Here is a 14634-nt window from a genome sequence, read left to right as displayed (position 1 = left end):
AAACAACGAAATCCAGAAGAGTTTTTTTCTCAAAAAAAAAAAGAGGCAACTTTCGTCACCTCTCTTAATCGGTCTAATTGATCGATTTTAATTGTTCGATACGTTCATTTACAGCTGCTTGTTTTTCTAAATAATCTTTTTCTTTGGCACGCTCTGCTTCAACGACGTCATCAGGTGCATTGGAAACAAACCGTTCGTTGTTCAATTTCCCTTGTACACGTTTGACTTCACCTGTCCATTTCGCTAATTCTTTTTCTAAGCGTTGGATTTCCTCTTCAATGTTGATCAATCCCGCTAAAGGTAAGAAGATTTCCGCGCCAGTCAAGACAGCAGACATTGCTAGATCCGGTGCTGTCACTTCACTAGAGATCGTTAGCTCTTCTGGATTACAGAAGCGTTCGATATAATTAGTGTTCTCGATCAAGAATTGATCGATCTTCGGATCATTTGTTTTGATCAATAACGTGATCGGTTTTGATAATGGTGTATTTACTTCAGAACGGATGTTACGAACAGAACGGATCAGTTCTTTCAGTACTTCCATCCCTTTTGAAGCTGCTTCATCATCATATTCCGGTTGAACGACTGGATAGTCAGCAACCACTAAAGAAGTTCCTTTATGAGGAATGTGTTGCCAAATTTCTTCTGTTACAAATGGCATGATTGGATGCAATAAGCGTAAGATCTGATCGAGTGTATGGACAAGAATACTACGGTTGGTTTGTTTTGCTGCTTCGTCCTCACCATAAAGTGTTTCTTTACTCATCTCAATATACCAGTCACAGAAATCATCCCAGATAAAGTTATACAATTGACGACCTGCCTCACCGAACTCAAATTGTTCAAACAAGTCAGTCACTTTAGCGATCGTTTCATTCAAACGAGTCAAGATCCAGCGATCAGCCACTGTTTTTTCACCGGAAAGATCAATATCTTCTACTGTCATCCCTTCTACGTTCATAATAACAAAACGCGAAGCATTCCAGATTTTATTGATAAAGTTCCAAGAAGCATCCATTTTTTCGTAACTGAAACGTACGTCTTGTCCTGGTGCTGAACCATTCGATAAGAACCAACGTAACGCATCGGCACCGTATTTTTCAATGACTTCCATTGGATCGATCCCATTTCCAAGGGATTTACTCATCTTGCGTCCTTGTTCATCACGGATCAATCCGTGGATCAAGACGTTTTCAAATGGGCGACGTTCTGTAAATTCCAAGCTTTGGAAAATCATTCGGCTTACCCAGAAAAAGATAATATCGTATCCTGTTACCAATGTACTTGTTGGGAAGTAACGTTGGTAATCTTCATTGTTTTCGTCAGGCCATCCCATCGTTGAGAAAGGCCATAACGCTGAACTAAACCAAGTATCCAAAACATCAGGATCTTGTATCCAGTTTTCACTGTCCGCTGGTGCTTCCATACCGACATACATTTCACCAGTTTCCTTGTGGTACCACGCAGGAATTTGATGTCCCCACCATAATTGACGTGAGATTACCCAGTCATGAACATTTTCCATCCAACGTAAGAACGTTTGGTTGAAGCGTGGTGGGAAGAATTCCACAGCATCCTCTGTTTCTTGGTTTTGAATTGCCTTTTCAGCTAAAGGCGCCATTTTTACAAACCATTGTGTCGATAAACGAGGTTCAACAACTACCCCTGTACGCTCAGAGTGACCAACATTGTGGATCATCGTTTCGATCTTGATCAAACGACCGATCTCTTTTAGATCAGCGACAATCGCTTTACGTGCTGCAAAACGATCCATCCCTTGATATTTCCCTGCTAATTCATTCATCGTGCCATCTTCGTTCATGACATTCACTCGTGGAAGATCATGACGATTACCAACCTCAAAGTCATTTGGATCATGGGCTGGTGTGATTTTTACAACACCTGTTCCAAATTCCATGTCGACATATTCATCGGCTACGATCGGGATCTCTTTGTTAACTAAAGGTAAAATAACTTTTTTCCCAATCAGTGCTTGGTATCGCTCGTCCTCTGGATGAACCGCAATCGCTGTATCACCAAGCATCGTTTCCGGACGTGTCGTTGCGATTTCAACCACACCTGAACCGTCAGCTAATTCATAGCTCATATGATAAAAGGCGCCTTCGATTTCTTTGTGGATCACCTCAATGTCAGAAAGGGCTGTCCGTGCTTGCGGGTCCCAGTTGATGATGTATTCGCCACGGTAGATCAACTCTTTTTCGTACAAGCTAACGAATACTTTACGAACCGCTTCAGATAAGCCATCGTCTAAAGTGAAACGTTCACGGCTATAATCTAAAGATAAGCCCATTTTTGCCCATTGTTCACGGATATGACCCGCATATTCTTCTTTCCATTCCCATACTTGATCAATGAATTTTTCACGACCAAGATCATAACGAGAAACGCCTTGCTCACGTAGTTTTTCTTCTACTTTTGCTTGTGTCGCGATCCCCGCATGGTCCATTCCTGGTAACCATAACGTATCGTACCCTTGCATTCTTTTTTGGCGAATCAACATATCTTGTAATGTTGTATCCCAAGCATGACCTAAATGGAGTTTACCAGTCACGTTGGGAGGGGGGATAACGATCGAATAAGGTTTTGCTTTCTTGTCGCCACTAGGTTTGAATAAATCTTCGTCTAACCAGTTTTGATAACGTCCCGCTTCAACTTCTTGCGGATTGTACTTTGTGGAGAGATTCTTTTCTTCCGTCATACTGTGTTCCTCCTTTAAAATAAAAAAACGCCCTAAAATACTTTCGTATTTAGGACGTATAGATTACGCGGTACCACCTAATTTGTAATAGCTGCCTATTACCTCTCAAAGTGAGTTAACGATCACTACTCGTTCATCTCTACTCGATTCAAGATAAAAACTCCCAAGCTACCTTCACTAGCTTTCGTTAAGAACGTTCCACCATTCGTTCTCTCTCTCTAAACGTCGGACTAGTTACTCCTCTTGATCAACATCTTGACTCATTTTACAATGGTTAGAATCTAAAGTCAATAAAAGCTCTTAATGAATCACTGATTGATTTGCTGAAAGACTCCACCTTAGAACGTTCATTGATGTGCTCTCTGTGCTGTTATTTAGAAGAAAAGACTTGTGAATAATTCTCATCAAAATAAATCAATGTCTGTAATTCAGTAGTCAGATCGATGTATTGCATATGGACATGTGGCGGGACACTGACACGATCGGGCGCAAAATTCAAGATCGCAGTGATCCCACCTTTGACGATCTCATCGATGGCTGATTGTGAATACTTACTCGGCACAGTTGATATCGCCACTTTGATGCCTTCTTTTTCAACGATTTCACTAAAACGATCCATAGGGTATACCATCACGCCTTCGATCTCTTTCCCTGCAATGGCTGGATCATTATCAAAGACACAAACAATATTCAAATTCGCATTTCTTCTGAAATTATTATGCTTTAATGCTTTTCCTAAATTACCAAAACCAACTAAGGCGATTCTTTTTTCTTCTTCTGTATTCAAGATCCGATCAAACACTTCAATCAAATAGGGAACATCGTACCCATAACCGCTTCGTCCCAATTCCCCTAAATGAGAAAAATCTCTGCGGATCGTTGCGGAAGGTACTTGCGTGATTTCACTGAATTCATTTGATTTGATCCGTTGAACACCAGAATCATTCAACATATTCAAATAGCGTAAATATAAAGGCAACCGTTTGGCTGTTGCTTTGGGTAACGTTTCTGATTTTTCTCGCATATCGCTTCTCCTTGTTAATCATTTCACATAATCTCAGTTTAGCATGGAACGAGGAACCTCGCAATAGGCGGACGCTCAACTCCTTTTAAAAACAAATAAAATAAGCAAGAAAATCAAAAATATAAAAAGTTATTTTTTGATTTTCTTACTTATTTCTTGAAGTTGGACTTTTTTGCCTGCTACCAGCGTTTAGAGTAAGTCAGAAAACTCTTCTGCTTGTTGCTTCGTTGTTTCCGTGTGGATCGTTTCGATCTTCAATCCTGCCAATGCACGTTCGATCATGCCATCGATATCCAATCGTTCTTCATATTGATGGACTTTTTCAAGTCGCGGACGTGTCTTGGGTTGCGGTGGAGCAAAAATCGTACAGCAATCTTCAAATGGTTGGATGGACAAATCAAACGTATCGATTTGTTCCGCTACTTCGATGATCTCTAGTTTATCCATCGTCGCTACAGGGCGAATGATCGGTGTATTCGTAACCTCATTGATGGCTACCATACTTTGAAGTGTTTGCGAAGCCACCTGCCCTAAAGATTCCCCATTTAAAATCACCAAGCCATGACGAATACGGCGGATCTCGTCTGTTAAGCGAAGCATCATACGACGAGTGATCGTCATCCAGTAACCTTGTGGTACCACTCGTTTGATTTCTTCTTGCACTTCTGTAAATGGTACTTCGATGAACTCGATTTTTCCCACATAAGGCGTTAGTTTGACTGTTAGATCTTTGGCTTTTTGTAGCGCTTGTTCACTTGTATAAGGCGGACTAGCAAAATGGACCGCTTCGATCTCAACCCCACGTTTCATAGCATAATAGCCAGCAACAGGTGAGTCGATCCCTCCTGAAAGCATCAACATGCCTTTACCGCTTGTACCAACCGGCAGACCACCGGCACCTTTGATCGTTTCATAGGAAAGATAAGCACCATCTCGGCGTATCTCCACACGTAAGGCAATATCTGGCTTTCTCATTTGTACTTGGATATCAGGAAAAACATCGATGACTGCATCTCCTAAGGCTTGATTCAGTTCATTACTATTCAATTCAAAACTATGATCACTACGCTTTGCAATGATCTTGAATGTTTCTTTTCCTGTATAGATTTCTTGCATGATCTCCTGAACTGCTTGTTTTAAACTTTGTACGTCTTTTTCCACTCGCACGCTCGGTGAAAAGTTTTGGATCCCGAAGATTTTTGCTAACTTAGGGATGACTAGCTGACCGTCTACTCCATTTAAAAGGAGATGCATACGATCGCGCTCTGCATGAATCTTGATTTCAGGAAAATCGCTCAATGCTTGTCTGACATTTTGTGCCAACTGCATAATAAAACTTCTACGATTTTTTCCTTTTGTTGAAAGTTCACCATAGCGAACCATGATTTCACTGTACTTCAAAAAAACACTCCTCTGATTCTTAATTGATGACTGAAAATTTCTTATACAACTGCTTGAAAATAATCATGAATTGCTCAACTTCTGCCATCGTATTACTTTCGTCCAAGCTGACACGAATAGCGGAAGTAGCTAGATCATTGGGAACTTGCATCGCATGTAGTGTGCTACTTGCCATGTGCTTGCGAGAAGAACAAGCGCTAGTCGTAGAAACAAATATTTGTTTTTCTTCCAGTGCATGGACCAGTACTTCACCGCGGATTCCTTTTAGTGAGAAACACAAAATGTGTGGTGCATAATCGTCACCCTCAGAAAAAATCGTTACTTTATCATACGTATGTAAAGCTTCAATCAATGCTTGTTTAAGATACGCTGTTTGGTTTGGTTTTTGTGCTTTGATATCTAATGCTAATCGTAAAGCTTTAGCCATCGCGACGATTCCTGGCACATTTTCTGTTCCGCTACGTTGATTCTTTTCTTGCCCACCACCGGTCAATAGCGGCGATAAACGACGACCTTTTTTCCAATAAATAAAGCCAACACCACGAGGCCCATGGAATTTATGTGCAGAAAAAGTGGCAAAATCCACTCGTTCAGTCAACCACTCCGCCAAAGGTACTTTACCGATTGCCTGTACTGCATCCACATGAAAATGAATCTTAGGATGATCATTCAAAAAGGTACTGATTTCTTTGATTGGCTGGATCGCACCGACTTCATTATTGACCGCCATAACTGAAACCAAAATCGTTTCTTTACGTACTAATTTTTTCAGCTCATCTACGCGTACGATCCCTCTTTTATCGACAGGCGCAATACTCACTTCGATACCGAGCTTCGTTAATTGTTCAGCTGTTTCACTGACTGCTGGATGTTCAACGCCTGAAATGATCATATGGTTGCCATAGCCAAGTTTTTCCAGCATCGTTCCTTTCAGTACCCAGTTGTTTCCTTCTGTTCCTCCTGATGTAAAATAAATTTCTTCAGGAGAGGCAGAAACTAATTCAGCGATTTGTTTTCTTGCTTGCTGTAACAAGCGATTTGCCTGATTCCCTAAATCGTGTAGACTTGATGGATTGCCGATGATCCGCTGACTTGTTTTGACATATGCATCCAAGCTTTGAGGATAGATCGGTGTTGTCGCACTATTATCGAAATATATCATATAAAACCCTTCTTTTTTGAAATTCTTTTCTATTATAACGGTTGTCCATTACGCTTTCAAGAGGCGTTTGTTTGAGACAAGATAAAAACAATTGAACACTCCTCACTGATCGGTCTTGATGGCTCAGTTCCTGAAAAAAAGACAACACTTGGCAATTGCCTGTGTTGTCTTTTTTGATCACGCGATCATACTAAATCAGGATGATTGAAGTAAAAATCTTCAATTCGTTTGAATGCACCTGGTTCTGTGCGCTCTAATGCTGTGCCGATCTCATCCAAAGCTTCTTGATAGTGATATTCTTTATTGAATAAGTAATAACTCTTTTCAATCGCTTCTTTCACTTCTTCGTGTGTGTGGCGGTAACGGTTCGCATATTGCAACATTTGTTCGGTCAATGCTGCTGCATCCACTAGATCGTGAGTTTTCTTATCTAGTAACTCTAAGTCTTCTTCGCATAATGCGACAAGACGTTCGACTTCATCCATGTTGACTCTGATTTTATTCAACACAGTACTCAATTCTTCAATGCGTTCTGTTGCCACAAAGAAAAACTCTAGATAATCATTTGGCAAACCTGGTAATCGTTGTTTTTCAACAAACCGTTTAAGACTACGCAATTTAAATTCGAATGTATCGATTTTTTCTTGCGCTTCTTTTTCACCTTTTCTTAGTTCGTGTAAAGAATCGCTGATTTCAACCTGTTGGTTTTCAATATCTTCTAACACTTTGAAAACTTTTTTGTAGAACGTTCTCACTTCTGAGTAAGGAACTTCGTGTTGTTGCAGCTGTGGTTTGATCTGCTCGTTTTGACGTTCGATCTCTTCCACTTCTGTTTGGAAACCACGGACACGCCCGATCTCATTATGGTTCAATGTATAACTTTGAGCGGTATGATCTAATTCGATCAACAATTGACGATTGTTTTTCGTCGCATGTTTGATATATTGTTCGATCGTTGCTTGGTTTTTAGCGACAAAAGCCTGTGCTTCCATCTCACGCTCTAATATATCATATAGTGCATCGATCAGATTGGCCGTTTCACGATTTTCAAATTCTACAGTTTCAACTTCCGTTTTCTCAATATTGATCAACGAACGTTCGATTCGACGATTGATCGTTTCGATATCGCCAACTAGGTTTTCTTCTGGAAAAACATACTCCTCTTTGATCAAGCGGTCATACGTCTCTTGGATCTCCTCAACTTGCGCTGGGAAAGTCGTATTCAAATCTTCGAATAATGGAGGAATTTTTTTCATTAAAGCATCTACTTCATACGTGTGTTTTTCTGCTTTATCTAGCACTTCACGCGCTTCAACTGGATCACCAGAAGTGTTTAGAGTAACAAATTGTGTGAACTCATTTTCAATAGTTTTCACTTGTTTTTGTAACTCAGGTAAAGCTGGTCCGTATTGTTGTTCTTCCTCACGAATCGTTGCTTTTAATTCCTCATAAACGTCTAAAGCTTGTTGAACAGCCAAGGAATTACGTTCTTCTGTTTCACGCAACTCTTTCAGACCATCGCGAATCTCAGCAACTTCTTTTTCCATTTGGTTCATTGTTGCTTCGGCTTCTTCGACTGCTTTTTTCCCTTTTAAGAATCTAAAGCTCTCATTGAGATTTTCGACTTCAAAGATTTGACTTTCTAACTCGGCAAATGATGAGGTAGAGATGTCATTCCATTTTTGACTCCATTCACGAAAGGTATTTTGGCTTTGCCCCACTAGATGCATTTTTTTGACATCGTCAACTTCTTCAATCACAGGCAAGTCGAATAATTCTTCCTTGCGTTTTTCTAAGACGTCCAATCGATCTTGGTTTTTTTTCTTCATTACGTAACTAACCAAAAAAGCCAGAATGGCGACTATAATGATTGCAATGACGATCCCGATGATAACATTATTTCCCATTTAAGGTTCCTCCGTTTTCAATATGCATCTACTGTCTATATTTGTTTATGATCAGACGAATCTGATTTTGCATAACATTGTTAATACGTCTTTCGTGCAAAAAGACATCTATTTTATATTATAACACACTCTGTTCACTCATACACTACCTACGTAAAAAATCTTTTTTGCACGTGGATAATCTATATTTTTAGCAACTAATCGCTTGCTGACGGTTTTTCTGCGAAAGATTTTAGCTGATCCGCCCTACTTATTTGCTTTTGGATTTCTTTTGCGATCCTGTCTTCTGGCGCGTAATCTCTCTGCCAATTGTCCGGTTTCATTACTTTGTTCGTGATCGGATCATAATGAGGTTTGCCATCTGGAAACAGTTTTCCCATATTCGCTTGATGGACGATGTCAAAAATCTTGGTAGGATCAACGCCAAGTAACGAAAAAGAGCCATAGGTAAAATAAAGTAAATCTGTCAACGCATCCACTTGCTCGACTAAACTTTCTTCTCCCCAAGCCTTTTTTGTAAGCATTTTTTTCTCTGCTTGATCGAGTGCTTGATGCAAATATTGGACGGAATCATGCAATTTTTCTGCATCGCCACCACTCGCTGCTGCTACAAATTCAACTAACTCTTCGATTTTGAAACCTGCTCGATCATCCGCATGTTTTTTAGTAAAAGCAGTTGGTCGATCTGGGATTCTCGGATCAAACGTCCGATGAAATCGTTCCACTTTTTGATAAGGTGTTTCTGGTTCCATACTAAAATTCTTCCTCCTAACAGACACTCGTTCAGTGTACTACACCAAAATGCTTCAATCCTTTATAAATACCATCATCTTCATTTGTCGCCGTAACAAAATCAGCTTCTTGCTTCACAGCAGTTGGGGCATTACCCATTGCAACACCGATCCCCACACCTTTTAGCATCTCAACATCATTGTAATGGTCGCCGAATGCCATGATATCGGTCAATGCGATACCTTTATTTTCCGCAAACTGTTTGATTCCTAACAATTTAGAACCGCCTTTTGGAATAATATCGACCGTATAAGGATTTGAGCGTTGGAACGAGCATTCTGGAAATCGTTGGACAAGTTTTTCTTGTTCAGACGTTTGGCTCAATAAAATACATTGATAGATCGGCTCGTTCAATATCGCTAATGTTTCATACCGTTTTCGTTGCCGATGTGGACTGAAGACTTGTAAGATTTTTTTCAATAGACGTACCGGAAATTTTTTAGGCAAATGATTCACTATTTTTTTGATGACGATCGATTGCCCTAACATCATCGTCGTTGAACCATCCAGTTGTTCCCGTCCACCAAAAATGATTTGTCGATGATACGCATCCGAAAAGTGGACGATATCGTTCAATACTTTTTTGTCAAATGGCTGGTCGACGATCGTGTGATCACGATCAAAGACTAATTGCCCATTGTAGACAACAAACATATCTAGTTCAAGTTCATCAATCACTTCTTTGATTTTAACGGGGCTACGTCCAGTGGCGACACCACACAATATGCCTTTTTTTTGTAATTGTCCAATCGCATCTTTAGTTGAAGCCAACGCTTTAGCTTGATTATTGACTAATGTGCCATCGATATCAAAAAAAACTGCTTTGATCATGTAGTTCCATCACCTCTTTCGATTATTCGTTGATTAAATTTATGGTCCAATACTATCATTTCTGATTGATAAACATCGTTCATATTTTACATATATTGACAAAAATTGGCTAGAAACCAATTATTCAAAACAAATCGATTTGTTTTGGATTAAGCTCCTCTGGTTCGATTCCTAAGATTTTTTGTAACGCCAAGGCATTTTCGGCCGCATCTCCACCAGAGTTATTATTAAAAATCACACCGATCTGTTTTGTTGATCCTTCTACTTTTTTGATTGCCGCTGCTAGTTCTTGCAACTCTTCTTCAGAATATCGATACAACGTTCTTTTTTTTCGCCAATCCTGATCATTCGCTTGCCAACCTTGCTCATTTCTTCCATGAAAACGAAAAAGCGTAAAATCCGGATTTGTAACATAAGGATCAAAAGGAATCGTCGTATTTAATAGTTGTGGTTCATCAATGACCGCTAAGGAAAACATTGCTTTAGTCATAAATTGTCTTGTTCGAGATAGAAACTGTTCACTATACCAAGAATAATCACGTAACTCGATCGCTATCGGATAGCCGGCAAACCATTTTCTTAGTTTTCTTAAATACGCTACATTCTCTTTCGTACACTTGAACGAAGCGGGGAATTGAACGAGGAAACAAAAAAGTTTCCCTGCTTCATACATTGGCGCCATGACGTCTAAAAAACGCTCGATCATCTCTTCTTCTGATTGATAGTACTTCTGCCAGTCCCCTTGACCGCTAATACCTTGATAAGCTTTCATCACGAAGCGAAAAGATGCGGGTACTTCATTCACCCACTTCTCCACCGATGATTTCCTAGGGATCCCATAATATGCTGTATCTAATTCGACGAATGAAAGCACACTCGCATAATCGTAAAGCGTATTATTCTTTTTTCCTGTTAAGTTGTCATGTTCTTTAAATGAAGTCAAGCCAATTTTGATCACGGCGAATCACTTCCATTCGTTTAAAATTCATTATCTTCATTTTATATTCCTAGCCGATCGATTTCAATTGATTCATTCGTAGCAAAACTCTTTTATATAGTATACAATAATCAAGAAACCCTATGCAAAATTATTCGTGAGGAAGTTCTGAAAATGAAAAAAATTCTTATCTTACACACAGGCGGTACGATTGCCATGAAAGAAAATTCTTTAACAGGCGGCGTCAGTCCAGACGTAGCAAACCCACTATTAGATGCAGAAGTAAAAATCCCTGAGAATGTGGATCTGATCATGGAAGACATTTTTAATCTTCCTTCTCCCCACATCATGCCTAAACATATGTTACAACTCAAAGAAAGAATCAACCAAGCACTTCTTTCTGACATCCAAGGGGTCGTAATCACTCATGGGACGGACACATTAGAAGAAACAGCTTTTTTCCTGGATTCAACCATTGGCGACAAACTACCGATCGTCTTGACAGGCGCCATGCGTTCAAGCAATGAGCTAGGAAGTGACGGTTTGTATAATTTTGAAAGTGCCATTCGTGTAGCCAGCTGTGATGAGGCAAAAGACAAAGGCGTTTTGGTCGTGATGAACGATGAGATCCACTCCGCACGTTATGTCACTAAAACCCATACGACAAATGTCGCTACCTTTCGTACCCCTACCTTAGGACCAATCGGCTTGATCACTAAAAATCGCATTTTGTTTATGCAAGAATTACTTGAGGTACAAAGACTAGATATCGCGTCAGTCGAAGGAACGATCCCAATCGTCAAAGCCTATGCCGGTATGCAAGGTGATTTACTCGAAGCACTTGCACACACGAAAGTTGATGGCTTAGTCATTGAAGCATTAGGCGCTGGGAATCTTCCACCACAGGCATTGACTGCGCTAAAGAAACTTTTGGTCCAAAAAATCCCAGTCGTGTTAGTATCCCGTTGTTTCAATGGAATTGCTGAACCCGTCTACGATTACGAAGGTGGCGGAAAAGACCTCGCAAACATGGGGGTTATTTTTTGTAATAGTATCAATAGTCAAAAAGCCAGACTAAAACTTTTGATCGCCATCAATGGTGGCTTAGCAGAAGAAAATCTCATTCAATTTATGACCCAATAAAAGACGAATCGAGTAGTACAAGATGATAGCAGCGAGCGTTTCATCCTATTAGAAAAGGATGAAACACTTCTGTCATAAACTTGTACTACTCGATTTATTTTGTTACCTCTTTTTTCTCCCACAAGATATTCGCAACACAATACAGTTGTCCTTGCATTCTGATTTCATGCCTTGTTTTTACCTCTGTTCCAGAAGCGACTTGTTCATAATGGCTTTCAATCTCATTGCCATATTCAACTTCTTTATCAAAACGGATCAACACATGTTTAGGTGTGTGCGTAGTAAGAAAATCATACCCAAGAACATCAATGATCCAGTTGAAATACATTGCATTGTTCACGTGTTGATTACTATCAATATCGTAAAACCGCACGCGATAAGGTAACATTAACCCTGATTCGATTGGCTCAATTTTTTCTTGACGTTTGATTTTCTTGATTTTTTCACTCTCAAAAGGTGCAATGATCTCTTCATTAACGCTGCTCATCTTACGATTCACTAGATCCATCAAGACAAATACTGATTCGATCTCAACTAATTCATTGCCTTCCTCATCATGGATCCAAAAATTACGATAACAGAAGAATTTGTTGTACTGCATCGCTTGTGTAGTGATAGCGATATTTTCACCTACATGAGGCAAGCGATTGATTTTCATTGAATAATTTGTGATCACCCAAGTCAAACCAAATCCGCTAACAAAATCGGTTCCTCGATTTAAATGATCACTTTGATCTTCCGAAGTTTTGATAACAACTCCTAACATCGACGGAAACGTCATTGTTTGATTGATATCACATTCATAGTAAGATACTTCATGTTTTTTTGTATATTTTTGTGTCAAAAGAAAAAACCTCCAGTTACTTCTTCATTAATATATGATCGACCTGTGTGCCATAACTCTCGCCAAACATGTTGAGATGGGCTAACAAGTAATAGAGTTGGTACAGTGGCAGGCGAGTCTCCCACCCTTCGTCCAATGGCCAGCTTTCTTGATAAGCTTCCAAGAATTCTGGGCGAAATCCGCCGAATAACTGACTCATCGCAATATCTTGTTCACGATTCCCATAAGAAACTGCTGGATCGATAAACACTGGTCTTCCTTGTCTATCATAGAAAACATTACCACTCCATAAATCTCCATGCAAGAGGCTAGGAATGATCTTTTGATGAACTTCACGACTCAATACTTCTTCTTTCAACCGCCGATACTCTTTTTGGCGGGTGTCATTCCACCGATTATTTTTCTCAGCCACATCAATTTGAGCTTCCAAACGATTTTTAAAAAAGAACGTCCACCAATCTTCTTCGAACGTATTGATTTGTGGTAAACTGCCTAAATAATTATCTTTGCGAAACCCAAACTGTGGTGCAGTCGAACGGTGGATCTTTACTAAGTCTTTTGCAAGTTCACGTGGATCACCTTTTCCTGGTTCGATCCATTCCATCAATAGATATGCACCTTCATTTGTTTCCCCTAACATATACGTTTCAGGTACGCGTACATGTGGTGCCAACTCTTTTAAGCCATCCACTTCTGCTTCAAAAAAGCGTTTCGTCACATGAGGATGGATTTTTAAAAAATAAGATTTCTGTTGTTCTTCAATTCGATAGTTTTGATTTACATCTCCCCCAGTAATTGGTATAACTTTCCCACTTAAACGAATCTCTGCCAACACTTCTTGAATATCCATTTTCGCTCCTCCTTGCTATTTCGCAAGATCGATCATTCATCGATCAAGTACGCCCACAACAACTCCTTTATTAGTTAAAAGTATAACACAGGTATTTATAAAAACCTGAAATCAAGAAAACAAATAAAAACAGACACAGAAAACCATCGAGGCTTCTGTATCTGTTTTTACTGATTTCGTAATTAAGCTAATGCCCCCATTGGATCCCATGGTGCTAATAAAGTTGGCTCAGCATTGAAAGCTGCTAGTTGTTCTTCCGTCAATAAGTCTTTGCGGACAACGATTTGATACGTGTATTCATCCATCCACTCGTCGCTCATCACAAAGAATCCTTTATCTCCGACTTTTTCTCCCCAGCTGTTTTCCACTTTCCATTTCGTCGATTTTCCATCAACCAAATCCACACCAGTCAAGACCATCGCGTGAGTCATCAAGCTTTCTCCATGATCTAAACGCTCCGCTTTTGTCATAGAAAAATCTAAATCGAATAATTCATCCATCTCATAAACATCTGTTGCCATGATCCCACTATCTCTTGTAGAAGATTGACCAACATCACAACCAAACCACACAGACTCTCCTTGTTCCAGTTGAGCAATCGCCAAGTTTTTGAAAGTCGTCATGTCGACATTTAGATATTTGACTTCTTTGCCCCCAACGACATTCCCTAGCATTTCAACCGTATAAGAACGATCATAAGGTTTGTCCGCTGTAGGTGCATTGATGATACTTACATAATCATCCAAATTTACACCAATATATTTGTCGTAAAACATTTGAGGCGTCAATTGTTGATCGATATGATAATTTTTTTCTTCATCACGATACTCAAAATCAAATTCAGTTGGCGGTGTTCCCAATGAGATCGTTAGAAACTGATAGATGCCAGCTAGCATTTTTTCTTTTTCTACTTGGATCTCTTCACTTGTTTTTCCTTCTGCCACTAATTGACGCAATTTGATCGCGTCTTTACGCAATAATTTGTTCAAGTAATTATTTAAATCACGAGAATTTGAACTATTTG

12 protein-coding genes and 1 other annotated feature (1 of these 13 cut by a window edge) are annotated in these 14634 nt (G+C 39.6%); of the genes, 1 reads left to right on the top strand and 11 read right to left on the bottom strand.

The window, feature by feature from the left end; translation table 11 throughout:
• Positions 1-73 precede the first annotated feature (73 nt).
• The 8 genes from DOK79_RS09815 to DOK79_RS09780 all read right to left on the bottom strand — a co-directional run bounded on the left by DOK79_RS09815 (position 74) and on the right by DOK79_RS09780 (position 10794).
• Positions 74-2719 (bottom strand): valine--tRNA ligase, encoded by a 2646-nt coding sequence (locus DOK79_RS09815; RefSeq protein WP_206856538.1) that lies wholly within the window; start codon positions 2717-2719, stop codon positions 74-76.
• 47 nt (positions 2720-2766) lie between these two features.
• Positions 2767-2979, bottom strand: a binding site (T-box leader).
• A 110-nt stretch (positions 2980-3089) separates the two neighbouring features.
• The gene (locus DOK79_RS09810) at positions 3090-3743 is read right to left on the bottom strand and encodes a redox-sensing transcriptional repressor Rex (protein WP_206856533.1); all 654 of its coding nucleotides are present in this window, start codon (positions 3741-3743) and stop codon (positions 3090-3092) included.
• A 189-nt stretch (positions 3744-3932) separates the two neighbouring features.
• A complete protein-coding gene (thiI, locus tag DOK79_RS09805; protein WP_206856531.1) occupies positions 3933-5144 on the bottom strand; it encodes a tRNA uracil 4-sulfurtransferase ThiI in 1212 nt (403 codons plus the stop codon).
• A 19-nt stretch (positions 5145-5163) separates the two neighbouring features.
• A complete protein-coding gene (locus DOK79_RS09800; protein ID WP_206856528.1) occupies positions 5164-6306 on the bottom strand; it encodes a cysteine desulfurase family protein in 1143 nt (380 codons plus the stop codon).
• A gap of 185 nt (positions 6307-6491) precedes the next feature.
• Positions 6492-8213 carry a septation ring formation regulator EzrA gene (locus DOK79_RS09795; RefSeq protein ID WP_206856525.1) on the bottom strand — a complete coding sequence of 574 codons (1722 nt, stop codon included), beginning with the start codon at positions 8211-8213 and terminating at the stop codon, positions 6492-6494.
• 197 nt (positions 8214-8410) lie between these two features.
• On the bottom strand, positions 8411-8965 hold the full coding sequence (locus DOK79_RS09790; RefSeq protein WP_206856522.1) for an HAD family hydrolase: 555 nt from the start codon (positions 8963-8965) through the stop codon (positions 8411-8413).
• A 31-nt stretch (positions 8966-8996) separates the two neighbouring features.
• Positions 8997-9836, bottom strand: coding sequence for a Cof-type HAD-IIB family hydrolase (locus DOK79_RS09785; RefSeq protein ID WP_206856519.1), 840 nt, complete (start codon positions 9834-9836; stop codon positions 8997-8999).
• Between the two features lie 124 nt (positions 9837-9960).
• Positions 9961-10794, bottom strand: a complete 834-nt coding sequence (locus tag DOK79_RS09780; protein WP_206856517.1) for a DUF72 domain-containing protein — start codon at positions 10792-10794, stop codon at positions 9961-9963.
• A 153-nt stretch (positions 10795-10947) separates the two neighbouring features.
• On the opposite strand from DOK79_RS09780, the gene DOK79_RS09775 reads away from it, so the two are divergent.
• Positions 10948-11916, top strand: coding sequence for an asparaginase (locus DOK79_RS09775; protein ID WP_206856515.1), 969 nt, complete (start codon positions 10948-10950; stop codon positions 11914-11916).
• A 94-nt stretch (positions 11917-12010) separates the two neighbouring features.
• On the opposite strand, the gene DOK79_RS09770 is transcribed toward DOK79_RS09775, so the two are convergent.
• The 3 genes from DOK79_RS09770 to DOK79_RS09760 form a co-directional block, all read right to left on the bottom strand.
• Positions 12011-12760, bottom strand: a complete 750-nt coding sequence (locus DOK79_RS09770; RefSeq protein ID WP_206856513.1) for an acyl-ACP thioesterase domain-containing protein — start codon at positions 12758-12760, stop codon at positions 12011-12013.
• Between the two features lie 16 nt (positions 12761-12776).
• A complete protein-coding gene (locus DOK79_RS09765) occupies positions 12777-13610 on the bottom strand; it encodes a fructosamine kinase family protein (RefSeq protein ID WP_206856511.1) in 834 nt (277 codons plus the stop codon).
• 182 nt (positions 13611-13792) lie between these two features.
• Positions 13793-14634, bottom strand: partial view of an aminopeptidase C gene (locus DOK79_RS09760; protein ID WP_206856509.1) — the 3' portion only. It continues 487 nt past the right edge of the window; only the last 842 of its 1329 coding nucleotides appear in the window; its start codon lies beyond the right edge, outside the window; the stop codon is at positions 13793-13795.

Origin of the sequence: Enterococcus sp. DIV1094, assembly GCF_017316305.2 — a bacterium.
In the GTDB taxonomy this organism is placed as follows: Bacteria; Bacillota; Bacilli; order Lactobacillales; family Enterococcaceae; genus Enterococcus_B; species Enterococcus_B mangumiae.
This window is presented reverse-complemented; position numbering and strand designations above follow the sequence as displayed.